The sequence below is a fragment of the Pseudomonas sp. NFACC42-2 genome (assembly GCF_900116055.1).
Classification (GTDB): domain Bacteria; phylum Pseudomonadota; class Gammaproteobacteria; order Pseudomonadales; family Pseudomonadaceae; genus Aquipseudomonas; species Aquipseudomonas marginalis.
Genome location: NZ_FOZO01000034.1, coordinates 1 through 25,033 on the forward strand (window position 1 = coordinate 1; position 25,033 = coordinate 25,033).

Annotated in this window: 22 protein-coding genes; 12 read left to right on the forward strand and 10 right to left on the reverse strand. The window is 61.2% G+C overall.

Features of this window, described 5'->3' with window-relative positions:
• Positions 1-270: 270 nt before the first annotated feature.
• On the forward strand, positions 271-1,197 hold the full coding sequence (gene tal, locus BM416_RS29820; protein ID WP_027604215.1) for a transaldolase: 927 nt from the start codon (positions 271-273) through the stop codon (positions 1,195-1,197).
• Between the two features lie 122 nt (positions 1,198-1,319).
• On the opposite strand, the gene rssC is transcribed toward tal, so the two are convergent.
• Together rssC and rssB are read right to left on the reverse strand one after the other, a co-directional pair.
• Positions 1,320-1,802, reverse strand: a complete 483-nt coding sequence (gene rssC, locus BM416_RS29825) for an anti-sigma factor antagonist RssC (RefSeq protein WP_010212025.1) — start codon at positions 1,800-1,802, stop codon at positions 1,320-1,322.
• Positions 1,802-2,983 (reverse strand): two-component system response regulator RssB, encoded by a 1,182-nt coding sequence (gene rssB / locus BM416_RS29830; RefSeq protein ID WP_027604216.1) that lies wholly within the window; start codon positions 2,981-2,983, stop codon positions 1,802-1,804. The genes rssC and rssB overlap by 1 nt, the downstream gene beginning before the upstream one ends.
• Positions 2,984-3,259: 276 nt before the next feature.
• Here rssB and BM416_RS29840 point away from each other — a divergent pair, with 276 nt between their 5' ends.
• Complete coding sequence (locus BM416_RS29840; protein WP_065947405.1) at positions 3,260-3,556, forward strand: PilZ domain-containing protein; 297 nt, start codon at positions 3,260-3,262, stop codon at positions 3,554-3,556.
• Positions 3,557-3,618: 62 nt separating this feature from the next.
• Here BM416_RS29840 and BM416_RS29845 read toward each other — a convergent pair whose 3' ends face one another.
• Positions 3,619-4,308 carry an MlaA family lipoprotein gene (locus BM416_RS29845; RefSeq protein WP_027604219.1) on the reverse strand — a complete coding sequence of 230 codons (690 nt, stop codon included), beginning with the start codon at positions 4,306-4,308 and terminating at the stop codon, positions 3,619-3,621.
• Positions 4,309-4,502: 194 nt separating this feature from the next.
• On the opposite strand from BM416_RS29845, the gene BM416_RS29850 reads away from it, so the two are divergent.
• Both BM416_RS29850 and BM416_RS29855 read left to right on the forward strand, forming a co-directional pair.
• Positions 4,503-5,111, forward strand: coding sequence for an HAD superfamily inactivated hydrolase PcrP (locus BM416_RS29850; protein ID WP_092490353.1), 609 nt, complete (start codon positions 4,503-4,505; stop codon positions 5,109-5,111).
• A 110-nt stretch (positions 5,112-5,221) separates the two neighbouring features.
• Entirely contained in the window at positions 5,222-5,488 is a 267-nt protein-coding gene (locus BM416_RS29855) for a DUF4404 family protein (protein ID WP_065928147.1), read from the forward strand.
• Between the two features lie 63 nt (positions 5,489-5,551).
• On the opposite strand, the gene queF is transcribed toward BM416_RS29855, so the two are convergent.
• Together queF and BM416_RS29865 are read right to left on the reverse strand one after the other, a co-directional pair.
• A complete protein-coding gene (queF, locus tag BM416_RS29860; protein ID WP_092490354.1) occupies positions 5,552-6,382 on the reverse strand; it encodes an NADPH-dependent 7-cyano-7-deazaguanine reductase QueF in 831 nt (276 codons plus the stop codon).
• Between the two features lie 66 nt (positions 6,383-6,448).
• Positions 6,449-6,910: a copper-resistant cuproprotein CopI gene (locus BM416_RS29865; RefSeq protein WP_371856079.1), complete on the reverse strand. Its 462-nt coding sequence runs from the start codon at positions 6,908-6,910 to the stop codon at positions 6,449-6,451.
• A 217-nt stretch (positions 6,911-7,127) separates the two neighbouring features.
• Here BM416_RS29865 and BM416_RS29870 point away from each other — a divergent pair, with 217 nt between their 5' ends.
• Positions 7,128-7,808 (forward strand): heavy metal response regulator transcription factor, encoded by a 681-nt coding sequence (locus tag BM416_RS29870; protein ID WP_092490356.1) that lies wholly within the window; start codon positions 7,128-7,130, stop codon positions 7,806-7,808.
• Positions 7,805-9,160, forward strand: coding sequence for a heavy metal sensor histidine kinase (locus BM416_RS29875; RefSeq protein ID WP_092490357.1), 1,356 nt, complete (start codon positions 7,805-7,807; stop codon positions 9,158-9,160). The genes BM416_RS29870 and BM416_RS29875 overlap by 4 nt, the downstream gene beginning before the upstream one ends.
• Before the next feature lie 105 nt (positions 9,161-9,265).
• Here BM416_RS29875 and BM416_RS29880 read toward each other — a convergent pair whose 3' ends face one another.
• From BM416_RS29880 to BM416_RS29890, 3 genes are read right to left on the reverse strand one after another with little or no spacing between them, the layout of a single operon-like run.
• Entirely contained in the window at positions 9,266-10,510 is a 1,245-nt protein-coding gene (locus BM416_RS29880; RefSeq protein ID WP_092358983.1) for a lipoprotein-releasing ABC transporter permease subunit, read from the reverse strand.
• Between the two features lie 58 nt (positions 10,511-10,568).
• On the reverse strand, positions 10,569-11,252 hold the full coding sequence (gene lolD, locus BM416_RS29885) for a lipoprotein-releasing ABC transporter ATP-binding protein LolD (protein WP_024074097.1): 684 nt from the start codon (positions 11,250-11,252) through the stop codon (positions 10,569-10,571).
• A 7-nt stretch (positions 11,253-11,259) separates the two neighbouring features.
• The gene (locus tag BM416_RS29890) at positions 11,260-12,510 is read right to left on the reverse strand and encodes a lipoprotein-releasing ABC transporter permease subunit (RefSeq protein ID WP_092490358.1); all 1,251 of its coding nucleotides are present in this window, start codon (positions 12,508-12,510) and stop codon (positions 11,260-11,262) included.
• A gap of 94 nt (positions 12,511-12,604) precedes the next feature.
• Between BM416_RS29890 and BM416_RS29895 the strand changes: the two genes are divergently transcribed.
• Together BM416_RS29895 and BM416_RS29900 are read left to right on the forward strand one after the other, a co-directional pair.
• Positions 12,605-13,189, forward strand: a complete 585-nt coding sequence (locus BM416_RS29895) for a PilZ domain-containing protein (protein WP_027604229.1) — start codon at positions 12,605-12,607, stop codon at positions 13,187-13,189.
• A gap of 46 nt (positions 13,190-13,235) precedes the next feature.
• Positions 13,236-13,958 carry a glycerophosphodiester phosphodiesterase gene (locus BM416_RS29900; RefSeq protein ID WP_092490359.1) on the forward strand — a complete coding sequence of 241 codons (723 nt, stop codon included), beginning with the start codon at positions 13,236-13,238 and terminating at the stop codon, positions 13,956-13,958.
• Between the two features lie 42 nt (positions 13,959-14,000).
• Here BM416_RS29900 and sthA read toward each other — a convergent pair whose 3' ends face one another.
• Positions 14,001-15,395, reverse strand: a complete 1,395-nt coding sequence (sthA, locus tag BM416_RS29905; RefSeq protein ID WP_005786183.1) for a Si-specific NAD(P)(+) transhydrogenase — start codon at positions 15,393-15,395, stop codon at positions 14,001-14,003.
• A 234-nt stretch (positions 15,396-15,629) separates the two neighbouring features.
• Between sthA and BM416_RS29910 the strand changes: the two genes are divergently transcribed.
• Positions 15,630-16,163: a chalcone isomerase family protein gene (locus BM416_RS29910; protein WP_065928154.1), complete on the forward strand. Its 534-nt coding sequence runs from the start codon at positions 15,630-15,632 to the stop codon at positions 16,161-16,163.
• A gap of 184 nt (positions 16,164-16,347) precedes the next feature.
• Here BM416_RS29910 and BM416_RS29915 read toward each other — a convergent pair whose 3' ends face one another.
• Positions 16,348-17,811, reverse strand: a complete 1,464-nt coding sequence (locus tag BM416_RS29915) for a glyceraldehyde-3-phosphate dehydrogenase (protein WP_027604232.1) — start codon at positions 17,809-17,811, stop codon at positions 16,348-16,350.
• 340 nt (positions 17,812-18,151) lie between these two features.
• On the opposite strand from BM416_RS29915, the gene mfd reads away from it, so the two are divergent.
• The 3 genes from mfd to BM416_RS29930 are packed head-to-tail and all read left to right on the forward strand — an operon-like array spanning position 18,152 to position 24,882.
• Positions 18,152-21,601 carry a transcription-repair coupling factor gene (mfd, locus tag BM416_RS29920; RefSeq protein ID WP_092490360.1) on the forward strand — a complete coding sequence of 1,150 codons (3,450 nt, stop codon included), beginning with the start codon at positions 18,152-18,154 and terminating at the stop codon, positions 21,599-21,601.
• An 11-nt stretch (positions 21,602-21,612) separates the two neighbouring features.
• Positions 21,613-22,179, forward strand: a complete 567-nt coding sequence (locus tag BM416_RS29925; protein WP_053136551.1) for a CsiV family protein — start codon at positions 21,613-21,615, stop codon at positions 22,177-22,179.
• A gap of 9 nt (positions 22,180-22,188) precedes the next feature.
• Positions 22,189-24,882, forward strand: a complete 2,694-nt coding sequence (locus tag BM416_RS29930) for a DEAD/DEAH box helicase (protein ID WP_092490361.1) — start codon at positions 22,189-22,191, stop codon at positions 24,880-24,882.
• The last annotated feature ends 151 nt before the right edge of the window (positions 24,883-25,033 follow it).

Here is a 25,033-nt window from a genome sequence, read left to right on the forward strand (position 1 = left end):
CCCCGGTTTGTACCGGGGCAAGCCCCCTCCCACATTTGGTGCGGTGTGTGCCAGGGAAGGAGTCAGTTGGCATAAAGGCGCTATCCAAGTGTCATCGGGCAGTCGGGTTGAACCTGTCGGCCGTTCTGGCCTCCTATTCAGCAGCACCGCCGGGCATTCAAACGGCTGTTTTCAGGTTGTTGCCCTCGCAAACGATCGAACGCATTTGCGCCCTTGAGCGCCTGCCAGCGCTCGGGTAATGTCATCAGACCCATAGGACAGAGCACGCCCATGACTTCCAAGTTGGAACAACTCAAGCAATTCACTACTGTCGTAGCCGATACCGGCGATTTTTCTACCCTCGCCAAGCTCAAGCCCCAAGACGCCACTACCAACCCTTCCCTGCTGCTCAAGGCCGCGTCGATCCCGGGCTATGCCAAGCTGCTGGATGAGTGTGTGCAGGACTGCAACGGTGATGTCGGCCTGGCCAGCGACCGTTTCGCGGTGGCCGTAGGCCAAGAGATCCTGAAAGTCGTGCCAGGGCGCATCTCCACCGAGGTGGATGCCCGCCTGTCGTTCGACACTGACGCCGTACTCAAGCGTGCGCACCGTCTGATCGACCTGTACGACAAAGCCGGGGTTAGCCGTGACCGCGTGCTGATCAAGATCGCGTCCACCTGGGAAGGCATCCGCGCGGCGGAGAAGCTGGAAAAAGAAGGCATCCAGACCAACCTGACCCTGCTGTTCTCGTTTGCCCAGGCGGTGGCGTGCGCAGAAGCCGGCGTGTTCCTGATTTCACCGTTCGTAGGCCGTATCTACGACTGGTACAAGAAAGCCAATGGCAACGACTACACCGGCGCTGATGATCCGGGCGTGCAGTCGGTGACGCGCATCTACAACTACTACAAGGCTAATGGCTACAAGACCGTGGTGATGGGTGCGAGTTTCCGTAACCTGAGCCAGATTGAAGAGCTGGCCGGCTGTGATCGCCTGACCATCAGCCCGGACCTGCTGGAGAAGCTGGCGGCGGATGACGGCAAGCTGGAACGCAAGTTGTCGCCAGGGCACGCCGGAGAAGCGCGAGTGCATCTGACTGAAGCGCAGTTCCGTTGGGAGTCCAACGAGGATGCGATGGCGACTGAGAAGCTGGCGGAGGGGATTCGTCAGTTTGCCCGGGACCAGGAGAAGCTTGAGGCACTGTTGTCCGCCAAGCTGTAAACGGCGGAGGCGGCAAAAAGGGCGGTACCTGTGAGGGTACCGCCCTTTTTTGCTCTGTTGTCCCTAAGTAGCAGCTGCCGAGCGCAAGCGAGGCAGCTGCTACGTGCAGGCGATCCCTGGGATCAGTGACGCTCGAGGGCGTTGACGAGGTCGTGGAAGGCTTCGCGGTTGGACTCGTTGAGGCCCATCAGGATCTTGTGCGCTTCCAGCACCTTGACCCGTACGATTTCCTCGGACTGGTCCTGGGACGGCAGGTCGGTGAGGCATTCCGGGCACGGGATCGGGCGATCAACGATGTTGAACACCTGGTCGAAGCCCATGGACTGCAACAGACGGGTGATGTCTTCGTGGGTGGTGACGACGGTCGGCAACAGGCCGACCTTCTGCCGGGACAGAATGGACAGCTTGGCCAACAACCCAAGGGTGGTGCTATCGATGCTGCGGGTTTCGGTCAGATCGATCACGATCGCCGAGAAATTCAACGCCGTGAAAATCCGCTCAATCGTCGCATCCAGCGCCGAACACAAGGTCAGGCGCACTTCACCGACAAACTTCAGGACGAAGGTCCCGTCTTGCTCGGCGAATTGGATTCTTCCGGTACTCATCAAAGATTCCTGCTCAACACCAATAGGGCGATATCATCCGGCATCTCCCCTAGCGTGGCCAATCCAAAAACCTGCCGCAGGCCATCCAGGCTGCCGCCCGCCGACTTGACCTTCTGGGGCAAGGCGGCTTCTTTCTCTTTGAGTGTAGGCTCTGGAAGAAGGTCCAGGATGCCATCGGACATCAGCGTCAGGCTGAACGTCGGCGGCAGCTCCAGGATGTGGTCTTCGTAAGTAGCTTCATTGAACAAGCCTACGGGCAGACCACGCCCTTCCAGGTAACGCACACTGTCGGGAGTGTATAAAACAGGCATCGGCAGGTGGCCGCCGATGCTGTAGGTCAAAAGACCGGTTTCTTCATCAATCACGCCACCCACCATCGTCACGTGCTTGCCCAGCTTGCAGCTGATCAAGCCACGGTTGATGTGACCCAGCACCTCGGAGGGGGTGAACTCCGGCAAGGTGCCATTGCGCTTGGATTCGAACAACAGCCGTGTGGTCATGAACTTCAACAACACGGTGACAAAAGCAGAGGAAGCACCATGGCCGGAGACATCGGCCAGGTAGAACGCGACACGCCGCTCGTCTACGCGGAAATAGTCGACAAAATCACCCGACAGGTACAGCGACGGGATGATTTGGTGGGCAAACTGGAATTCGTCGATGGTCCAGGGGCTGACCGGCAGCATATTCATCTGCACCTGGCGACCGGCGTTCTGGTCTTCCTGGAGCAGGTTAAGGCTGGCTTCGAGTTCGCGGTTGGCGGTTTCGAGCTTTTCGCGGTAGCGCTGGTTCTCGACCAGCAGGCGCGCACGATCCAAGGCGCGGCGCACAGAGTGCTCCAGTACCGCCAGGTCTTCGAGGGGCTTGATCAGGTAGTCGGCAGCGCCCAGACGCAACGCTTCGACGGCATCGTTCATGACGCCGGCACCGGACACGACAATCACCGGCGTCTGCGGGGCAAGCTCGGTCACCTGGCGAATCAGCTCCAGGCCGCCCATCTGGGGCATGCGCAGGTCGCAGATCACGAGGTCGGGCTGGTCGCGCTCGAATACCTGGAGACCCTGTTGGCCATTACTGGCCTGCAGGACGCTGAAGCCACTGTCTTCCAAATAGGCCGCAAGGCTCGCGCGCACTACTTCGTCGTCATCGATTATCAGCAGCGTGGCACTGGTTTTTTGCATGTGGGCAAACGGCGCCAGAATTAGGTTGGCGTAGGTGGCTCGGCAATGGCCGGGCTCACGTACTGGATTCGCTTTCTAGCCTCTCTGTACTACAACGCAATGGGATTTTCCCCATGCACAACTGTAAAGCAGAGGTGCCCTTCTAAGGCGCAGACGGTACTCCCATCCGCCAGGGGTTTCAAGCTCATGCCGATGGTCGCCGGGCGTCTTTACATCGCAAATCACCGAGAGTTATAAGAACAGCCAAGACCACAACACAAAGTAAGGATGGAACCGATGGGCGAACACGAGCGCGACTACGCCGAAAAACGCGATTTCATCCGCATGCGGGTGGATGCCGAAGTATCTTTGCTCCACGAAGGCCAGGAGTTTGCCGGGGTTTGCGTGGACCTTTCCAGCTCCGGGATGCAGGTGCAGGCACCGCGCCAGTTCGCGGTGGGAGACCTGCTCACCGTGCGCATTGATTCAGAGCACGCGGCGCTCAAGGGCCTGGAGGCTGACACGGAAGTGGTCTGGACCAAAACCGTGGGCGACGAGCAACAACTCGGGCTTAGGATCCTGAAAATGCGCTGAAACCCGCGCATAAAAAAGGCGACCGCCAGGGTCGCCTTTTTTTCATTTCAAAACATCACAGCTTAAAAGTCGTCGACGACCTTGCCATCCTTGACCTTGAACTCGCGGTTCTGCAGGTAGGCATTGCGGATAAAGGTGTACTTGTCGCCAGTGATCAATTTCTCGCTGTCGAGCAGACTGGCACGGGTGTCAACGATGTTCAGGCCCATGGTGCTGTTGCGCCAGCCGATATCGTTCATATAGCGGTACGGTTGGGTGTAGCTGTCCACGTATTTGGACGGTGCATCACGCAAGGTGCTCGGGCCCAGCAGCGGGATCATCACGTAGGGACCGCTGCCCACGCCCCAGTAACCGAGGGTCTGGCCGAAGTCTTCATCACTGCGTTGCAGCCCCATTTTGGTGCCGACGTCGATAAAGCCCAGCACGCCGAAGGTGGTGTTAACCAGCAAGCGCGCAGTATCGACCCCGGCATTGTGGGGTTTGAGCTGCAGCACGTTGTTGGCCAGGTTGCCGACGTCACCGATATTGCGGAAGAAGTTATGGATACCGTCTTCGACAAATTGCGGGGTGATCCACTGATAGCCTTGGGCCAATGGCTTGAGGGCGTAGGTATCAACGGTGTCGTTGAAGGTGAAAATCGGGCGGTTGACGCTTTCCCATGGATCATCTTCCGATGCAGCCTGTGCAGCGAAAGGCGCCAGCAGGACAGTGGCACACACCGATAGCTGAGCGAAGTAGTGGCTCCAGCGCATAGCTTTTGCTCCTTGAATGGTCTGTCATGGGCGCTATGCCCTGAATAAGGCCGTCAGTATATGACGGAAGTGTCCAATTAGGCAGCTGCTAGGAATAGTCCTAACACAAATGGACAATTTTCCTACAATTACCCCGCTGTCATCTGCTTGTCATCCTGCCCCGATAGCGTCACAGCTATTTCAGGGATGTCGACATGCCTCACGCCGAGATAGCCATCGCCAACGCGCCCGCCTTGACTGCTGTTCTGTTTGGCCTGAGTGGTTGCCTGGTGGACTTTGGTTCCCGGGCGCGCACCGATTCCCCCTCCCCGGACTCCCAAGCCACACCCGGCGCCCTGAAAATCCTGCGCAGCCTCAAGGAACAAGGCGTCCCCTGTGCCTGGCTGGACGAACTGCCGCCTTCGGTAACCACACCACTGGCCGCCGTACTGCCCGGCTGGCTCAAGGCCGCATCCCCCTCCTCCATCCGCTGGCCCGCCCCTCATGCCTGCTGGCAAGCCTTGATGGAACTCAACATTGAACGCCTGGAAGGTTGCGTACTGGTCAGCGGCGAGCCGCGCCTGCTGCAATCGGGCCTGAATGCCGGCTTGTGGACCATTGGCCTGGCCTCATGTGGTTCATTGTGCGGCCTGGCGCCTGAGCAGTGGCAGGCGCTGAGCGACAAGGAACGCGAGCACAAGCGCGGCAAAGCCACCGTTGAGCTCTATGGCCTGGGGGTCCACTCGGTGATCGATCACCTCGGTGAACTCGGCACCTGCCTGGCCGACATCAGCCTGCGCCAGCTCAAAGGCGAGAAGCCCTGATCGAGATCATGCACAGTCGGCGCCCGTGGATTAATCTACAGGTCAGTCCGTAGACCTTTCACGGCGTGCCGTGGTCTATGCCAGTGCCTATCGATAAAAGGAAGAACGTCATGCCTGATCGCAAAAAACTGGAAGAACAGGTCGAGATCCTGCGCGGGCAACTGGAACAGGAGCCGCCGCTGTCGGAAGAAAAACGTGAAGCGCTGCAAGCCTTGATTGCCAAATTTGAATTGCAACTTGAACTTGAACCGGCCACTCAGACGCCGAGTATTTCCGACGATGTGAGCCAAGCTGCCATAGAGTTCGACGCTGAGCACCCGGTGATTTCCGGGACACTGCGCAATATCATGATCACCTTGGGCAATATGGGGATCTGAGCCGAGCCCAAGCCAGGCGCAGAACCAAAAGGTAGGAGAGGGCTTGCCCCCTCCCACCTTTGCTTACTGACGGGCCAGGCGCACGTTCTGGAACGCCACATCCTCAGTACTGCGGTAAGGGTTGATATCCAACCCGCCGCGCCGCACATAGCGCGCATACACCGTTAACTTCTCCGGCTTCAGCAAACGCTGCAGGTCGAGGAAAATGCGCTCCACGCACTGTTCATGGAAATCCGAGTGCTGGCGAAAGCTCACCAGGTATTCCAGCAAACTCCCGTGATCCAACGCCGCACCGCGATACTCGACCACCACGCTGCCCCAGTCGGGCTGGCTGGTCACTGGGCAGTTGGACTTGAGCAGGTGGCTGTGCACGCTCTCCTCGACAATGCGCGAGTCATCGCAACGCAGCAGCTCCGGGCGCGGGTGTTCGTAGTTGCTGACACTGATCTCCAGATCGTCAATGCACGTGCCCGGCAACGCCATCACGCCTTCGGCCTCAATGTCGGCCAAGCTGCGGATACGCACGGTAACAGGCTTGCCGGCGGCAGCGCTGAGGTCGGTGCGCAGGGTCGCTTCCAGACTTGGTGTATCGGTGAACGCGGTCTGGTTCAGCGAGTTGAGGTACAGCTTGAACGACTTGGACTCGATGATGTTCGGCGAGTCGGCGGGGATGCTGAACTCACCGATGGCCACCACCGGCTTGCCCGACGGCAGCAGCCAGGACAACTCGAAGCAGTTCCAGAAGTCCACGCCCTTGTACGGCAGGGTCTCGGCGCTTAGGCCCAGCTCGGCCCATTTGGCGGCGCGTGGAATCGGGAACAGCAACGAAGGGGTGTAGGTGGAAATGTATTCACTGGACTTGCCCAGCGGCGAATGTTCGGCTGCGGGATGCATGGCGGAAACCTGGCTAAATAAACCGCGCCAGTCTACCAGCCTTTGCCCCCGCCCTTAAGAAACGCCTTACTCAACGGTCAGCTTGCCGACCATGCCCGCCTGGTAATGCCCGGGGAGGTTGCAGGCGAACTCCAGGCCGGTGGCCTTGGTGAACGTCCAGGTCAGCTCAGCGGTCTTGCCGGGTTCCACCAGCACGCTGTTGGGATCGTCGTGTTTCATGCCGCCCATATCACCATGGCCCATCGCACTGTGATCCATCTTGCCCATCCCCGTGGAGGTGAGCATGCCGCTGGCCTGCATCTGCAGCATTTCCTTCTGGTGTTCGGCGTGCATCGCCGCGTCACCGAGGTTGAATTCATGCAGCAACTGGCCTTTGTTGACCAGTACAAAGCGCACCGTCTCACCGGCCTTGACGTCCAGGGACTTGGGCGAAAAAGAAATATCCTGCAGCGTCACTTCCACGGTGCGTGTGGCCTTATCCGCCGGTGCAGGCTGGCCAAACGCGTAGGTATGGGCCGCATCCGCCATTGCATTGAAACTCAACGCCAACAGGCAGCCCGCCAACAACAGGGGTGTACGCAATGCCATCTCGATTCTCCAAAAAGTGTGCAACCTGCTTGGACAGCACTCTAAGAGTGCGCCGCTGCCAGCCAGCTGACTGCTAGATTACAACTTTGTCAGGTTGCGCCCTTCCCCTGGCACCCAGGGTATAAAGCCCCTCGTGAACTGTTGCCAAGAGCCGCCCATGAAATTGCTGATCGTCGAAGACCAACCGAAAACCGGCCACTATCTGCGCCAAGGCCTGGCCGAGGCGGGCTTTACCACCGAACTGGTGGCCGACGGCACCAGCGGCCAGCACCTGGCGCTGACCGGCGATTATGACCTGTTGATCCTGGATGTGATGCTGCCCGGTCGCGACGGCTGGCAAATCCTGCAAGCGGTGCGCAGTGCCGGCCTGGAGATCCCGGTGCTGTTTCTGACCGCCCGGGATGCCGTGGAAGACCGGGTGCACGGCCTGGAACTGGGTGCCGACGATTACCTGGTCAAGCCCTTCGCCTTCTCCGAACTGCTGGCGCGGGTACGCAGCCTGTTGCGCCGTGGCAGCAGCACGCCGCAGGAAACCGCCCTGCAACTGGCCGACCTGCGCCTGGACCTGATCCGCCGCCGCGTCGAACGGGACGGCCAGCGCATCGACCTCACCGCCAAGGAGTTCTCCCTGCTGGAGCTGCTGCTGCGCCGCCAGGGCGAAGTCCTGCCCAAGTCGCTGATTGCCTCCCAGGTGTGGGACATGAATTTCGACAGTGACACCAACATCATCGAAGTCGCGATCCGGCGCCTGCGCCTGAAAGTCGACGATCCTTTCCCCACCAAGCTGATCCATACCGTGCGCGGCATGGGTTATGTGCTGGAGGAGCGCAGCCATTGATCCCGCGTCTGTCCCTGGCCAGCCGCCTGGCCCTGCTGTTTGCGGCGTGCACCGCGGTGGTCTCGTTGCTCGCCGGCGTGTTGTTCAACCGTGCCAGCGAGGCGCACTTCATTGAGCTGGACCAACAGCAACTCGACAGCAAGTTGGTGGCGCTGCGCAGTACCTTGCAGGGCGTCGAATCACTGGACTCATTCGCCCAACGCGAAGCGCAACTTCGAGCCGAACTCAATCGCCAGCCTGACCTGACATTGCGCATCACCGCCGCCGGCCAGCGCTGGCTGGACGATGCACCAAGCGTCAGCCTGCCCGAGGCGCCTGGCCTGCACACCCTGCAGAACGCCGGCACCGACTACCGCGTGTACAACGCCCCCTTGAGGCCCGGCCAGCTCGCCTCACCGCAACTGACCCTGATGCTCGACATCACCCATCACCAGCACTTCCTGCAACGCATGCAGCATTTGATCTGGCTCACCGTCGGCCTGTCGGCCCTGGCCACCGCGCTGCTGGGCGCCTGGGCTGCTCGCAGTGGCTTGCGTCCGTTGCGGCGCATGGGCGAAGTGGCTGCCAGCGTGTCGGCCAACTCCTTGACCCAGCGCCTGCCGCACCAGCAAATGCCGGCGGAACTGGCCGACCTGGCCCAGGCCTTCAATGCCATGCTGGGGCGATTGGACGACGCCTTCCAACGCCTGTCGGCCTTCTCCGCCGACATTGCCCATGAACTGCGCACGCCCCTGTCGAACCTGCTGACCCAGACCCAGGTCATCCTGACCCAACCGCGCCCCCTGGAGGATTACCGCGAGGCGCTGCACAGCAACCTGGAAGAGCTGCAATGGATGGCGCAGTTGGTGAATGACATGCTGTACCTGGCCAAGGCGGACCACGGCTTGCTGGTGCCCAAGCGCGAGCCTTTGGCGCTGGGAGATGAAGTGGAGACGTTGCTGGAGTTCTTTGCGTTGCTGGCAGAAGACGCACAGGTCTCGCTGGTACGCGAAGGCAACGCGCAAACCGTCGGCGATCGCGGCATGCTGCGCCGGGCCCTGTCGAACCTGCTGGACAACGCCCTCAGGTTTACCCCAGCCGGCGGCCAAGTGCGCGTGCGGATGGTTGAAGGCGCACGGGGCGTGACACTGACGGTAGAAAACAGCGGGAAAGGTATTCCAGCGCACGTGTTGCCGAGGCTGTTCGACCGGTTCTACCGAGCCGACCCGGCGCGCCATGAGGGCAGCAGCGAGCATGCGGGGCTGGGATTGGCGATTACCCAGTCGATTGTGCGAGCCCATGGGGGGAGGATTTTTTGTGAATCCGCGGCTGGGTGGACAAGGTTTGTGATTGAGTTGCCCAGGGGAAATTGATGCAAGCCGGGCCGGCCCTATCGGGGGCAAGCCCCCTCCCACACGTTGATCTGTGAATACATTCAAATGTGGGAGGGGGCTTGCCCCAGATAGCGGTCTTAAAGACTACGAATACCTAAGGGCATGCGCCGGCTCAATCTTCGCCGCCCGATACGCCGGGTAAATCGTCGCCAGGAAGCTCAACACAAACCCGGCCGTACAAATCAGCACCACATCGCCACTTTGCAGCTCGGAAGGCAGGTTGCTGACGAAGTACACATCCGAACTGAAGATATGCTGCCCGCTCACCCGCTCCAGCCAGCCCACCAGCTCACTCACGTTCAGCGCCGCAATCACCCCCAGCACGCCGCCGATCAAGGTGCCGACAATGCCGATCACCGTGCCCTGCACCATGAAGATCGCCATGATCTGCCGAGGGGTGGCACCAATGGTGCGCAAGATCGCGATGTCCGCGCCCTTGTCGTTCACCACCATGATCAGCGTGGCGATGATGTTGAACGCCGCGACGGCGACGATCATCAGCAACAACAGGCCGATCATGGTCTTTTCCATCTTCATCGCGCTGAACAGGCTGCCCTGGGTGTGGGTCCAGTCATCGGGCTTGTAGCCGCTGCCGAGGCTGGCGGCGATGTCCGCCGAGACCTTGGGCGCTGCGTACAGGTCTTTCAACGCCAGGCGCACGCTCTGCACCTGGTTTGGCTGCCAATGCTGTATCTCGGCGGCGTCAGCCATGTGGATCAAGGCCATGGAGCCATCCAGCTCGGCGCCGACCTTGAAGATACCCACTACGTTCAGACGCTGCATGCGCGGGGTGATACCACCGGGCGCGCTGCTGATTTCCGGGACGATCAGGGTCAGTTTGTCGCCCACATTCAGGCGAAAACGCCGGGCGGTGATTTCGCCGACCACCACGCCGAACTCACCGGGCTTCAGGTCTTCCAGTTTGCCCTGCACGATATGCTGGGCCACGATCGACACCTTGCCTTCCTGGGCCGGGTCGACGCCGCTGATCTCAATCGGCTGCATCGCGCCCTTGTAGGAGAACATGCCGTCCATCTGCGTGAACGGTACGGCGGCAGTCACTTGCGGATTTTTCATCGCCGCAGCGGCCACCGGCTGCCAATCGTCGATCGGGTTCACCCCGACGACAGTGGCGTGAGGCACCATGCCAAGGATGCGCGAGCTCATTTCGCGCTGGAAGCCGTTCATCACCGACAGCACCACGATCATCGCCAGCACGCCCAGGGCGAGGCCGATCATCGAGGTCATCGAGATAAACGAAACAAAACGGTTGCGGCGCTTGGCGCGGGTATAGCGCGTGCCGATGAAAATCGATAACGGTCTGAACATTCGCGGGCACCGTTGGAAAAATAGAAAACCCGGCGTCAGGCACCGGGCTTGAAACAGGTCAGATGGCGACCAGATGACCTTCCTGCAGATGCAGTACGCGGTCCATCTGGCGGGCCATGCTCATGTCATGGGTCACCACCAGGAACGCGGTGCGCATCTGGGTGCTCAGTTCCAGCATCAAGTCCTTGATGCCCTGGGCCGTGTGGGAGTCGAGGTTGCCGGTGGGCTCGTCGAGCATCACCAGCCCCGGGTTGTTCACCAGGGCACGGGCAATCGCCACACGCTGGCGCTCACCGCCGGACAGTTCGGCCGGCTTGTGTTCCAGGCGATGGCCGAGGCCGACGCGCTCGAGCAACGCCTTGGCGCGCTGGCGGGCTTCCGGGATCGCGGTCTTGCCGATCAACAGCGGCATGCACACGTTTTCCAGGGCGGTGAATTCCGGCAACAGGTGGTGGAACTGGTACACAAAGCCCAACGAGCGGTTGCGCAACTGGCCACGGGCCTTTTCATTCAAGGCCGACAGTTCTTCACCGGCCAGCCATACGCTGCCCTGGGACGGCGTATCGAGGCCGCCCAACAGGTTGAGCAAGGTACTTTTGCCGGAACCGGAACTGCCGACGATCGCCACGCGCTCGCCGGGATGCAGTTCCAGTTGCAGGTTGGACAGCACCACGACCGATTCCGGGCCTTCCTCGTAGGATTTGCCCAGGTTGCGGCAGCTCAGGATTGCTTTTTCACTCATGCCCGATTCACTCATAACGTAAGGCCTGTGCTGGCTGGGTACGTGCCGCGCGCCAGGCTGGATACAGGGTGGCAAGGAAACTCAGGACCAACGCGGCGCCGCCGACCATCAGCACGTCCTGGGCTTGCACCTGGGACGGCAGGTAATCGATGAAGTAGACGTCGGCGTTGAGGAACTTGTGGCCGATCACCTTTTCAAGCAAGGCGATGGCGGCACTGACGTTCAGCGCGGCCAAAATGCCTACCGCGGTGCCGATCAAGGTGCCGACCACGCCGATCACGGTGCCCTGCACCATGAAGATCGCCATGATCTGCCCCGGCGTGGCGCCGAGGGTGCGCAGGATGGCGATGTCGCCCTTCTTGTCATTCACCACCATCACCAGCGTGGAGATGATGTTGAAGGCGGCAACGGCGACGATCAGCAGCAACAGCAGGCCGATCATGGCTTTTTCCATGCGGATGGCCTGGTACAGGTTGCCGTGGGTGCGGGTCCAGTCGCGGGCGTAGTACTGGCTTTCACCCAGGTGCTGGGCGATTTCCCAGGCGCCGCGCGGGGCATCGAACAGGTCGTTGAACTTCAGGCGCAGGCCTTGCACCTGGTCCGGCTGCCAGCGATGCAGGCGAGCGAGGTCGGTGAGGTTGGTCAGGCCGAGGTAGCCGTCGATCTCGCCGGCGCCGACGTGGAAGGTGCCGACCACGGTAAAGCGCTTCATGCGCGGGAACATGCCGGCCGGCGTCACGGTGACTTCCGGCGCGACGAAGGTCAGCTTGTCGCCGATGCCTACGCCGAGCTTGGCCGCCGCCTTGTCACCGATGACAATGCCAAAGCTGCCGGGGGCCAGATCGTCGAGTTTGCCCTGCAACATGAACTTGTCGATGATCGAGACGTTGCGTTCCTGGGCCGGATCGATGCCATTGAGCAGGATTTTCTGCACCTTGCCGTCGTTGGTCAGCAGCCCCTGCATCTGGGTAAACGGCGCCACGGCCACTACCTTGGGGTTCTGCTTGACCTTGGCGGCCAGGCTTTGCCAGTCGCTGATGGGCGCATCGCCCTCGATGGTCGCGTGGGGCACCATGCCCAGCACGCGGGTGCGCATCTCATGATCGAAGCCGTTCATCACCGACAGCACCACGATCATCACGACCACGCCAAGGGCGAGACCGATCATCGAGGTCAAGGAAATGAACGACACAAAATGATTGCGACGCTTTGCACGGGTATAACGCGTGCCAATAAATACGAAGAGAGGTCTGAACATGTCGGGGCTTGTTCGGAGGAAAAGAAGACGTCCCGGTGGCGGGGTCTGGTAAGCAGCTTTACACTCAGACCATTACCGTTACCTGGGGTTCGCCATGTCGACATTAGATGAAGAAGAGCGCCGCGAATACTACCGTATCGACGACATGATCGCACTCCAAATCAAAAGCCTGTCTGCCCCCGAAGCGGCGAGCAAGGAAGTGTTGCTGGATGATTCACCGCTGTTCAATCTGCTCAGTGAACTGCACCTGAGCGAATTTGAAGCCCAGCACCTGCTGCGCCAGCTCAGCGAGAAGGATCGCACCCTCGTGGCCTTTCTCCGCGTCCAGAACAAACGCCTGGATTTGCTCAGCCAAATCATGGCCCGCGGCCTGCTGGATGAGGTCGGCGCCCCGCAGCCGGTGATCATCTCCGAAGGCGGCATCGATTTCCAACACCCCTCCCCCCTGACGGTGGGTGCGCACCTGGCGGTCAAGCTGGTGCTGATGCCCCAGGCGCTCGGCCTGCTGCTGCGCGCGCGGGTCACCCATTGCGATCCCAAGGGCACAGGCTTTGACGTCGGCACGGAATTCGAAGCCATGACCGATGCCCAACGCCAGCTGCTGGCGCGCTACATCCTGCAGAAACAGGCGCAGGAACGGCGCCTGGCACGGGAACAGAGCGACGCCCAAGACACCTGAACTCTCGAATTCACCCTGCCAGACAAGCTGGCGTAAAGGAGCAACTGTGACCCTGATCTACGGCCACCGCGGTGCCAAAGGCGAAGCACCGGAAAACACCCTGACCAGCTTCCAGGCGTGTCTCAAGCACGGTGTACGCCGCTGCGAACTGGATTTGCACCTGTCCATGGACGGCGAGCTGATGGTCATCCACGACCCGACCCTCAAGCGCACCACCGACCGGCGCGGCAAAGTCGTCGAGTATTCGGCGGCAGACCTGGTGAAGATGGACGCGCGCAAAGGCGGCCCGGGCTGGGTCAAGCCTTGCCCGATTCCGCGCCTGGAAGAGCTGTTCGAACAGTGCGACTTCGATCACTGGCAACTGGAAGTCAAAAGCGCCTCGCGCACCCGTGCCGCGACCACCGTGCTGGCCATCCGTGAGATGGCCGTGCGCTTCGGCCTGATGGACAAGGTCACCGTGACCTCAAGCTCGAGAGAAGTGTTGAAAGCGGCGGTTGAACTCACCCCCGACCTGTCACGCGGGTTGGTCGCCGAATATGCCTGGCTCGACCCGCTGAAGGTCGCGCAGAACTATGGTTGTGAGATTCTGGCGTTGAACTGGACGTTGTGCACCCCCGAACGCCTGGAAAAAGCCCAGCGCCAGGGTTTGCACGTGTCCGTGTGGACAGTCAACGAACCTGCGCTGATGCGCAGGCTCGCCGACTTCGGCGTAGATAGCCTGATTACAGACTTTCCCGGTTTGGCCACTGCCACCCTCGAGAATTACTGAAATCGGTCTCCCCGGCCGGCTCAGGCCACCGGCCGGAGCCGCTCAAAAAAGCCGGTTGAGGCCGTCGTAGGCCGCTACCCGATAGGCTTCGGCCATGGTCGGGTAGTTGAACGTGGTGTTGACGAAATACTTGAGGGTATTTTGCTCACCCGGCTGGTTCATGATCGCCTGGCCGATGTGCACGATCTCCGAAGCCTGGTAGCCGAAGCAATGCACGCCGAGGACTTCCAGGGTTTCGCGGTGAAACAGGATCTTGAGCATGCCTTGCGGCTCACCGGCGATCTGCGCACGCGCCATGCTCTTGAAGAACGCCTTGCCCACTTCGTAAGGCACCTTGGCCTTGGTCAGTTCGTGCTCGTTCTTGCCGATCGAGCTGATCTCGGGAATCGTGTAGATCCCGGTTGGCACGTCGTTCACGTAACGCCAGCTGCCGTTGTCGACAATGCTGCCGGCCGCCGAACGGCCCTGGTCATGCGCCGCACTGGCCAGGCTTGGCCAGCCGATCACGTCACCGGCACCGTAGATGTTGGTCACGCAGGTACGATAGTTCTCGTCGACTTCGATCTGGCCACGGCTGTTGACCTTGACCCCGATGTTTTCCATGCCGAGCTTGTCGGTGTTGCCGGTGCGGCCGTTACACCACAGCAAGGCATCGGCCTTGATCTTCTTGCCGGACTTGAGGTGCAGGATCACGCCGTTGTCCAGGCCTTCGACCCGCTCGTATTCTTCGTTGTGACGCACGGTGATGTTGTTGTTGCTGAAGTGGTAGCTCAACGCCTGGGAAATTTCCGAGTCGAGGAAGCTCAGCAACTGGTCGCGGTTGTCCACCAGCTCCACCAGCACGCCCAGGCCACTGAAGATCGAGGCGTATTCACAGCCGATCACGCCGGCGCCGTAGATGATCAACTTGCGCGGGGTATGGCCCAGGCTGAGGATGGTGTCGCTATCGTAGATACGCGGGTGGTGGAAATCGATATCCGCCGGACGATACGGGCGCGAACCGGTGGCGATGATGATGTGCTTGGCCACCAGCTTCTCGACCACGCCGTTGGCGCACACCACTTCGACGGTTTGCTCGTCGGCGAAGCTGCCGGTGCCGAAGAACAGGTCGACACGGTTACGGGCGTAGTAGCCGGTACGCGAAGCGACTTGCTTGGAGATGACCTTCTCGGCGCTTTTCAGCACGTCCGGGAACGAGAACCAGCGCGGCTCACCAATGGCCCGGAACATCGGGTTGGTGTTGAACTGCATGATCTGGCGCACCGAGTGACGCAAAGCCTTGGACGGGATGGTGCCCAGGTGGGTGCAGTTACCGCCGACCTGGCGACGGCTATCGACCATCGCCACCTTGCGCCCTGCCTTCGCGGCGTTCATCGCCGCACCTTCTCCAGCCGGGCCGGAACCCAGTACCACCACGTCGTAGTTGTAGACAGCCATGCGTACTCCTCAGAACAGGCCAGGCGCACGGTTGGACGCCTGGCTAAATCATGCCGCAGCCAGCGGTCATGAAGGACAATTTGGCTCAAGTGTGTGAGCCGGGGCACAGTCTATATAAGGCTCAACGCCGCGCACATTAACCCTTGGTCGCGTCGTAGGCCAGTTTTGCCTTTACTACAGGAACAGGAAACCGGCATTACACTGCTGACACGCACCTTTGCAGGACGGGCCATTATGCGGCATGTCGTTTTCTGTTTAATGATGATTTTTTCGGTTGTGGTGCATGCAAGTGAGGCAGACCGGCTCCGGCAAGCCGATTTTCCTGCGCAAGCCCACGGACTGGCGCTGAAAAACCAGACGGTGTTCACCTACCTCTGGGCGGATGTGTACGCGGCTGCGCTGTATGCCCCGCAGACTGTGAGCGCCAGGCAGGCATGGGACTCGCAACAGCCGCTGCGCCTTGTGCTGTATTACTTTCGCGACATCGACCGCAACGATGTGATCAAGGCGGCGACGGCCACCTTGGAGCGCCAGCAAGCCAGCCCTCGCCTGAGGATTGAAGTCGACCAGTTGCACGCCAGCTTTCGTAACATCCGCAGCGGTGATCGCTACGCCCTGGACTTTCGCCCCGGCCGTGGCCTGAATCTGGAGATCAATGGGCAGGTGGTATTCAGCAGCCGCAATGACGCACTGGCAAGGGCCTACCTGGGTATTTGGCTGGCGCCCAAGGGTTTGTCCGATGATTTGCGCGGCAAACTGCTGAAATGAAAATGGCCTGCCCGTTAGGCATGCATACACTGAACTACTGCTATCGGGGGCAAGCCCCCTCCCACATTTGAAGGTATTCACACGTCGAAAGCTTGCTCCCGATGAGGCCCCGCTCGGCAACACAAAACCCACTGCCATGAAAAAGCCCCGAACCAGTCGGGGCTTTTTCATTCAGTGCTAAGGCTTAGCGCGGGAACGCAGGCGGGTTGACCCCGGCCATGTCTTCCATCACGCGAACCACCTGGCAGCTGTAGCCGAACTCGTTGTCGTACCAGACGTACAGTACAACGCGGTTGTCCTGGGTAATGGTCGCTTCCGCGTCCACCACACCGGCATGGCGCGAGCCAACGAAGTCGGTGGACACCACTTCCTGGGAATTGACGAAGTCGATTTGCTTGTGCAGGTCGGAGTGCAGCGCCATGTAGCGCAGGTACTCGTTCATCTCTTCACGGGTAGCGGCTTTCTCAAGGTTCAGGTTGAGAATGGCCATCGACACGTTCGGCGTCGGCACACGGATCGCGTTACCGGTCAGCTTGCCGGCCAGCTCAGGCAAGGCCTTGGCAGCGGCGGTGGCGGCACCGGTCTCGGTGATGACCATGTTCAGCGCGGCGCTGCGGCCACGGCGATCGCCCTTGTGGAAGTTGTCGATCAGGTTCTGGTCGTTGGTGTACGAGTGAACGGTTTCAACGTGGCCGTTGACGATGCCGAACTTGTCATTCACCGCCTTGAGCACCGGCACGATGGCGTTGGTGGTGCAGGAAGCGGCGGACACGATCTTGTCGTCAGCGGTGATTTCGCCGTGGTTGATGCCGTGCACGATGTTCTTGAGCTTACCTTTGCCAGGAGCGGTCAGCACGACGCGGTCGATGCCCGGGCAGGCCAGGTGCTGGCCCAGGCCTTCGGCATCACGCCATACGCCGGTGTTGTCCACCAGCAGGGCGTCCTTGATGCCGTACTGGGTGTAATCCACCTCGGTCGGGTTCTTCGCGTAGATCACCTGGATCAGGTTGCCGTTGGCGGTGATGGTGTTGTTTTCTTCGTCGATGGTGATGGTACCGTTGAACGAACCGTGTACCGAATCGCGGCGCAGCAGGCTGGCGCGCTTGGTCAGGTCGTTCTCGGCGCCTTTGCGCACCACGATGGCACGCAGGCGCAGGCCGTCGCCGCCACCGGTTTTTTCGATCAGGATGCGCGCCAGCAGGCGGCCGATACGACCGAAACCGTACAGGACAACGTCGGTGCCTTTGCGGGCAGCGGCGTTTTGCTGGCCCACCACATCGGCCATTTCTTCACGCACGAACTGCTCGGCGCTGCGGCCGGCACCTTCCTTGCGGAATTTGTAGGCCAGCTTGCCCAGGTCTACCGAAGCCGCGCCGAGCTTGAGCTCGCTCATGGCCTTGAGCAGGGGGAATGTTTCGTGGACGGAGAGTTCGCTGTCGTCGGCGGAACGATGGCGAGCAAAGCGATGCGCCTTGAGAATCGCGATGACTGATTGGTTGATCAGGCTGCGGCCATAGATTGAGCTCACCACATTGTTATTGCGGTACAGCTGACCGATAAGCGGGATCATCGCTTCTGCGAGTGCTTCACGGTCGATCCATTCACCAAGACACTGGTCGGGCTTCTGAGTCACGGGAACCTTCCACATGTAGGGGCTGAAAAAAGGGGCTACATTATGTCGTCCGACCGCCCGTTGAGCAATGCGCCAACCACAACAAAAAGCCCTTGCAAAAAAATACCACCCCGCTACAGGCCAGGAAACACGCGGGTTTCAGAAGGCCACCAATGGCGCAGTGCCGCTAACTTGTCCGTAACCCTCCGAAACATCCGTGCAAAACGGCACTACATAATGAGTCAAAAGGCTGCTTTGTTTGTCTTAGCCACTACATTTCCTACAAACCGTAATAGGCTCAGTCAGCAACTGACAGGCGGCACCTCGGGCCGTTACAATTACCGACTTTGTCGCAACGCTTGGAGCTCAACCTTCCGTGCCCGTTCTGCGTCTACCGCTTCTCCCTGCCGCGGCAGGTAAACAGCACTGGGGCAACCTGCCCGGTGCCGCCCTGAGCCTGGCCATTGCCGAGGCTGCCAGCGCAGCCAAGCGCTTTACCCTGCTGCTTACCGCCGACAGCCAAAGCGCCGAACGGCTGGAGCAGGAGCTGAGCTTCTTCGCCCCCGATTTGCCGGTGCTGCATTTTCCCGACTGGGAAACCCTGCCCTACGACCTGTTCTCGCCGCACCAGGACATCATCTCCCAGCGTATCGCCAGCCTGTACCGCCTGCCGGAACTGGCCCACGGTGTGTTGGTGGTGCCGATCACCACCGCCCTGCACCGCCTGGCGCCGACCAAGTTCCTGCTGGGCAGCAGCCTGGTGCTGGATATCGGCCAGAAACTCGACGTGGAACAGATGCGCACGCGCCTCGAAGCCAGCGGCTACCGCTGCGTCGACACGGTGTATGAGCACGGTGAATTCGCCGTGCGTGGTGCGCTGATCGACCTGTTCCCCATGGGCAGCAAGTTGCCGTACCGCATCGACCTGTTCGATGACGAAATCGAGACCCTGCGCACCTTCGATCCGGAAAACCAGCGTTCCATCGACAAGGTCGAGTCGATCAAGCTGCTGCCGGCGCGGGAGTTCCCGCTGCAAAAGGATGCGGTCACGCGCTTCAAGGCGCGCTTCCGTGAACGCTTTGATGTGGACTTCCGCCGCTGCCCGATCTTCCAGGACTTGAGCAGCGGGATTACCCCGGCCGGTATCGAGTACTACCTGCCGCTGTTCTTCGACGAAACCTCGACCCTGTTCGACTACCTGCCCCAGGACACCCAGGTGTTCTCGCTGCCGGGCATCGAACAGGCGGCGGAAAACTTCTGGAACGACGTGCGCAACCGCTATGAAGAGCGCCGCGTCGATCCTTCCCGGCCTTTATTACCGCCCGCCGAGCTGTTCCTGCCGGTGGAAGACTGCTTCGCCCGCTTGAAGAATTGGCCGCGCGTGGTCGCCAGCCAACAGGATGTGGACACCGGCAGCGGCCGCGAGCGTTTCCCGGCGGCAACGTTGCCGGACCTGGCGATCCAGGCCAAAGCCACGCAACCCCTGGAAGCACTCTCGAACTTCCTCGGCGACTTCCCCGGCCGCGTGCTGTTCACCGCCGAATCCGCCGGGCGCCGTGAAGTGCTGCTGGAACTGCTGGAACGCCTGAAGCTGCGGCCGAAAACCGTCGACAGCTGGCCGGATTTTGTCGCCAGCAAAGAACGCCTGGCGATCACCATCGCGCCACTGGACGAAGGCCTGCTGCTGGATGACCCGGCGCTCGCGCTGATCGCCGAAAGCCCGTTGTTCGGCCAGCGCGTGATGCAGCGTCGCCGCCGTGAAAAACGCGCCGACGCCAACAACGACGCGGTGATCAAAAACCTCACGGAACTGCGCGAAGGCGCGCCGGTGGTGCATATCGACCACGGTGTCGGCCGCTACCTGGGCCTGCAGACCCTGGAGATCGACAACCAGGCCGCCGAATTCCTCACCATGGAATACGCCGAGGGCGCCAAGCTCTACGTGCCGGTGGCCAACCTGCACCTGATCGCCCGCTACACCGGCAGCGACGACGCCCTGGCGCCGTTGCACCGCCTGGGCTCCGAGACCTGGCAGAAAGCCAAGCGCAAGGCCGCCGAACAGGTGCGCGATGTCGCCGCCGAACTGCTCGACATCTATGCCCGTCGTGCGGCGCGCGAAGGGTACGCCTTCGCCGACCCGAAGGCCGACTACGCCACCTTCAGTGCCGGCTTCGCCTTCGAAGAAACCCCGGATCAGCAAACCACCATCGAAGCGGTGCGCGCCGACATGCTCGCGCCCAAGCCGATGGACCGCCTGGTGTGCGGCGACGTGGGCTTCGGCAAGACCGAAGTGGCCATGCGCGCAGCCTTTATTGCGGTACACGGCGGCAAGCAAGTGGCGATCCTGGTGCCGACCACCCTGCTCGCCCAGCAGCACTACAACAGCTTCCGCGACCGCTTTGCCGACTGGCCGGTGAGCGTGGAAGTGATGAGCCGCTTCAAGTCCGCCAAGGAGGTGAATGCCGCCGTCGCCGACCTCGCCGAAGGCAAGATCGACATCGTGATCGGCACGCACAAGCTGCTGTCGGACGATGTAAAGATCAAGAACCTGGGCCTGGTGATCATCGACGAGGAACACCGCTTCGGCGTGCGTCAGAAAGAACAGCTCAAGGCCCTGCGCAGCGAGGTCGACATCCTTACCCTCACCGCCACGCCGATTCCGCGCACACTGAACATGGCGGTGTCGGGCATGCGCGACCTGTCGATCATCGCCACGCCGCCGGCGCGGCGCCTGTCGGTGCGCACGTTCGTGATGGAGCAGAACAAAAGCACAGTCAAGGAAGCGCTGCTGCGGGAATTGCTGCGCGGCGGCCAGGTGTACTACCTGCACAACGACGTAAAAACCATCGAGAAATGCGCCGCCGACCTCGCCGAACTGGTGCCGGAAGCACGCATCGCCATCGGCCACGGGCAGATGCGCGAACGCGATCTCGAACAGGTGATGAGCGACTTCTATCACAAGCGCTTCAACGTGCTGATCGCCTCGACCATCATCGAGACCGGCATCGACGTGCCTAGCGCCAACACCATCATCATCGAGCGGGCGGACAAGTTCGGCCTGGCCCAGCTGCATCAGCTGCGCGGCCGGGTTGGGCGCAGTCACCACCAGGCGTATGCCTACCTGCTGACGCCGCCCCGCCAGCAGATCACCGGGGACGCCGAAAAACGCCTGGAAGCGATCGCCAACACCCAGGACCTGGGCGCCGGTTTTGTGCTGGCCACCAATGACCTGGAAATCCGCGGTGCCGGCGAACTGCTGGGCGATGGCCAGAGCGGGCAGATCCAGGCCGTCGGCTTCACCCTGTATATGGAGATGCTCGAACGCGCGGTGAAAGCCATCCGCAAGGGCGAGCAGCCGAACCTCGACCAGCCCCTGGGCGGCGGTCCGGAAATCAACCTGCGCTTGCCGGCGTTGATCCCCGAAGACTACCTGCCGGATGTGCATGCACGGTTGATCCTGTACAAGCGCATCGCCTCGGCCACCGACGAAGAGGGCCTCAAGGACCTGCAGGTGGAGATGATCGACCGCTTCGGCCTGCTGCCCGAGCCGACCAAGAACCTGGTGCGCCTGACCCTGCTCAAATTGCAGGCCGAGCAGCTTGGGATCAAGAAAGTCGACGCCGGGCCGCAAGGCGGGCGTATCGAGTTCGAAGCGCAGACGCCGGTGGACCCACTGGTGCTGATCAAGCTGATCCAGGGCCAGCCCAATCGCTACAAGTTCGAAGGGGCTACGCTGTTCAAGTTCATGGTGCCGATGGAACGTGCCGAAGAACGCTTTAATACATTGGAGGCGTTGTTCGAGCGCCTCATCCCGAAATCTGCTTGAAGGACGCCCCAATGCGCCTGTTCCGCATTCTGAGCCTGTTGTTGGTGGTACTCGCGCCTTCGGCATTTGCCGACAGTCCGTACCAGGTGGAAATGATCCTGGTACGCCAGAACGCGGAGCCGGCGCTCAACAGCCGCGCTGCGCCGGAAAATTGGGATGAGGGCGCGCAGCGGTTGGGCGACAGGCTGAGCCCGCCGCGCCTGAACAATATCGTCGACAAACTCAACGCCGATAACAGCTTCACCGTGCTGGCGCACAAGGCCTGGGAACAGAACCTCGGCGAGCAGCCGGTCAAGATCGCGATCACCGACGGCCAGGAGCAGTTCGGCCAGTTCCCCATCGAGGGCGTGTTGAGCCTGCAACTGGGGCGCTTCACGGATATCGATGCGGACTTCTGGCTCAACACGTTCGACAGCAACGGCAGCGTGGTGGCCAGCGAACACCTGAGCCAGAAAGACGTGCGCACCAAGAACAACCAGCTCAACTACCTGGATGGCGGCCACCTGGCACTGCTGATCAAGATCACTTCGTTGACCGCCAAGCCACCCAGCGCCCCCCCGCCCGACATTCAGGACTGATCCAGCGCCATGCCCCTGACGTCGCCGTTGACCAAACCCCTGGCCCCTTCGTGGGCCAATCGCTTCAAAGAGCAAAGCCTGGAGCGCGGGCGGCGCTATGCGCTGGAGAACCGCGTGCGCATCGTCGAATCCGGCGACAGCACCATCGTCGCCAGTTGCGAAGGCTCGGGGGGCAACGTTTACCGGCAAACCATCTCCTTGCGCGAATCGGCCAAGGGCGCGCTGATCCTGGTGGACAGCCGCTGTACCTGCCCGGTGCACACCAACTGCAAACACATCGCGGCGGTGCTGCTCAAGGTCCAGGAAACCCTGGCCTACCCGGCGGCGGCCCAGGATGCCGAGTTGCTGGAAAAACTCCAGGCCGTGCTGGATAACCGCGTGGTGTTGCCGCAGGTGGTGATGGAGGATGTGGTGCCCGTGCCGCGCCTGTGGCTGGCCAGCGTCGAGTTCAGCGCATTTGAGCCGCGCAACGGCAAGATGCAACGCTATATCCAGCACCGTGCGGCGCTGTCGTTCAACTACCTGGGCAACTATGTCAGCGGGCAGAAGAACGCCGATATCATCGTGCGTCAGGAAACCCAGAGCCTGCGCATCAAGCGCCATCCCGAGCTGGAGCAGCCCTATCGCGAACAACTGCGCCTGCTCGGTTTCAAGATCGCCACGCGCCAGAGCAAGGCCTTGCCGGAAAGCGCCGGCGAGCTGTTCGAGATGGTCAATGACAGCGCCTGGCTGAACTTCACCCTCAATGCCTCGCCGACCCTGCGGGCCGAGGGTTGGGAGCTGCAGATCGATGATGACTTCGGGTTTGACCTGAGCGCCGTCGACGACTGGTACGCCACCGTCGATGAAGGCCCCGAGCGCGACTGGTTCGACCTGGAACTGGGGATTATCGTCAACGGTGAGCGCCTGAGCCTGCTGCCGATCCTGCTCAACCTGATGCGCTCCCACACGGAGATCCTCAACCCGGAAAAACTCGCGCGGCGCCGCGATGACGAGCTGATCCTGGTGAATATCCCCGGCCTGCCCAATGGCGGTCACGGCCCGCTGCAAGTGGCACTGCCCTACGGCCGCCTGAAACCGGTACTGGCCACCCTCGGTGAGTTTTACCTGCAGGAGCCCGGCACCACCGCGCTGCGCCTGGCCAAGGCCGATGCGATTCGCCTCAACCCGCTGGAAGACCTGCCCCTGCAATGGGAGGGCGGCGAGAAGATCCGCAACTTTGCCCAGCGCCTGCGGGACATCAAGGACTTCACCTGCGTGGCGCCCGAAGGCCTGAACGCGACCTTACGGCCTTATCAACTGGAAGGGTTGAGCTGGATGCAGTCGCTGCGCCAACTGGAGGTGGGCGGCATACTTGCGGATGACATGGGCCTGGGCAAAACCCTGCAGACCCTGGCGCATATCCTCAGTGAAAAGATCGCCGGGCGCCTGGACCGGCCGTGCATGGTGGTGATGCCCACCAGCCTGATCCCCAACTGGCTCGACGAAGCGGCGCACTTCACCCCGCAACTCAAGGTGCTGGCGCTGTACGGGGCCACGCGCAAAAAACACTTCGCCAGCCTGCAGGACTACGACCTGCTGTTGACCACCTACGCGCTGCTGCCCAAGGACATCGAGCACCTGGCCGCCCTGCCCTTGCATGTGCTGATCCTCGATGAAGCCCAGTACATCAAGAACCCTTCCAGCAAGGCAGCCCAGGCCGCGCGCGAGCTGAATGCCCGGCAGCGCCTGTGCCTGAGCGGCACACCGCTGGAAAACCACCTGGGCGAGTTGTGGTCGCTGTTCCACTTCCTGCTGCCGGGCTGGCTGGGCGACGTCAAAAGCTTCAACCGCGACTACCGCGTTCCCATCGAAAAGCGCGCCAGCGAGGTACGACTGCAGCACCTCAACGGTCGGATCAAACCCTTCCTGCTGCGCCGCACCAAGGAGCAGGTGGCCACTGAACTGCCGCCCAAGACCGAGATCATTCACTGGGTCGACCTCAATGAGGCCCAGCGCGATGTGTACGAGACCATGCGCCTGGCCATGGACAAAAAGGTCCGCGACGAAATCACCCGCAAAGGTGTGGCGCGCAGCCAGATCATCATCCTTGAGGCTCTGCTGAAGCTACGCCAGGTGTGCTGCGATCTGCGCCTGGTCAACGATGCGACCCTGCCCACCCGCGGCAGCAGCTCGGGCAAGCTCGACAGCCTGATGGAAATGCTCGAAGAGCTGTTTGAGGAAGGCCGCCGGATCCTGTTGTTTTCCCAGTTCACCTCGATGTTGAGCCTGATCGAAGTGGAGCTGAAAAAACGCGGTGTCGCCTACGCCCTGTTGACGGGCCAGACCCGCGATCGGCGCACACCGGTGAAGGATTTCCAGAGCGGCAAGTTGCAGATTTTCCTGATCAGCCTGAAGGCCGGTGGCGTGGGCCTGAACCTGACCGAAGCCGACACCGTGATTCACTACGACCCTTGGTGGAACCCGGCCACCGAAAACCAGGCCACCGACCGTGCATACCGCATCGGCCAGGAGAAACCGGTGTTCGTGTACAAGATGATCGCGCGGGGCACGGTGGAGGAGAAAATCCAGCACCTGCAAAAGGAAAAATCCGACCTGGCGGCGGGTGTGCTGGATGGGCGTACCACGGGGGATTGGCAGTTGGGCAACGAGGATATCGAGGCGTTGTTTGCGCCGTTGCCCAATAAGCAGGAAAAGCGCTGAAAAAACATACCTGACGCGCCCCTGTAGATACCGCCTTATCCAACACCACGCAAATCCGTAGCAGCTGTCGAGCCCCGGCGAGGCTGCGTAGGCCGCGACTCGGTCCTGGATCATCAGCGCGCCTGACGCAGCCTCGCTTGCGCTCGGCAGC

Coding starts and splice junctions, on each gene's coding strand:
- tal (WP_027604215.1), top strand. CDS start 271: ATGACTTCCAAGTTGGAACAACTCAAGCAATTCACTACTGTCGTAGCC.
- rssC (WP_010212025.1), bottom strand. CDS start 1,802: ATGAGTACCGGAAGAATCCAATTCGCCGAGCAAGACGGGACCTTCGTC.
- rssB (WP_027604216.1), bottom strand. CDS start 2,983: ATGCAAAAAACCAGTGCCACGCTGCTGATAATCGATGACGACGAAGTA.
- BM416_RS29840 (WP_065947405.1), top strand. CDS start 3,260: ATGGGCGAACACGAGCGCGACTACGCCGAAAAACGCGATTTCATCCGC.
- BM416_RS29845 (WP_027604219.1), bottom strand. CDS start 4,308: ATGCGCTGGAGCCACTACTTCGCTCAGCTATCGGTGTGTGCCACTGTC.
- BM416_RS29850 (WP_092490353.1), top strand. CDS start 4,503: ATGCCTCACGCCGAGATAGCCATCGCCAACGCGCCCGCCTTGACTGCT.
- BM416_RS29855 (WP_065928147.1), top strand. CDS start 5,222: ATGCCTGATCGCAAAAAACTGGAAGAACAGGTCGAGATCCTGCGCGGG.
- queF (WP_092490354.1), bottom strand. CDS start 6,382: ATGCATCCCGCAGCCGAACATTCGCCGCTGGGCAAGTCCAGTGAATAC.
- BM416_RS29865 (WP_371856079.1), bottom strand. CDS start 6,910: ATGGCGGATGCGGCCCATACCTACGCGTTTGGCCAGCCTGCACCGGCG.
- BM416_RS29870 (WP_092490356.1), top strand. CDS start 7,128: ATGAAATTGCTGATCGTCGAAGACCAACCGAAAACCGGCCACTATCTG.
- BM416_RS29880 (WP_092358983.1), bottom strand. CDS start 10,510: ATGTTCAGACCGTTATCGATTTTCATCGGCACGCGCTATACCCGCGCC.
- lolD (WP_024074097.1), bottom strand. CDS start 11,252: ATGAGTGAAAAAGCAATCCTGAGCTGCCGCAACCTGGGCAAATCCTAC.
- BM416_RS29890 (WP_092490358.1), bottom strand. CDS start 12,510: ATGTTCAGACCTCTCTTCGTATTTATTGGCACGCGTTATACCCGTGCA.
- BM416_RS29895 (WP_027604229.1), top strand. CDS start 12,605: ATGTCGACATTAGATGAAGAAGAGCGCCGCGAATACTACCGTATCGAC.
- sthA (WP_005786183.1), bottom strand. CDS start 15,395: ATGGCTGTCTACAACTACGACGTGGTGGTACTGGGTTCCGGCCCGGCT.
- BM416_RS29910 (WP_065928154.1), top strand. CDS start 15,630: ATGCGGCATGTCGTTTTCTGTTTAATGATGATTTTTTCGGTTGTGGTG.
- BM416_RS29915 (WP_027604232.1), bottom strand. CDS start 17,811: ATGTGGAAGGTTCCCGTGACTCAGAAGCCCGACCAGTGTCTTGGTGAA.
- BM416_RS29925 (WP_053136551.1), top strand. CDS start 21,613: ATGCGCCTGTTCCGCATTCTGAGCCTGTTGTTGGTGGTACTCGCGCCT.
- BM416_RS29930 (WP_092490361.1), top strand. CDS start 22,189: ATGCCCCTGACGTCGCCGTTGACCAAACCCCTGGCCCCTTCGTGGGCC.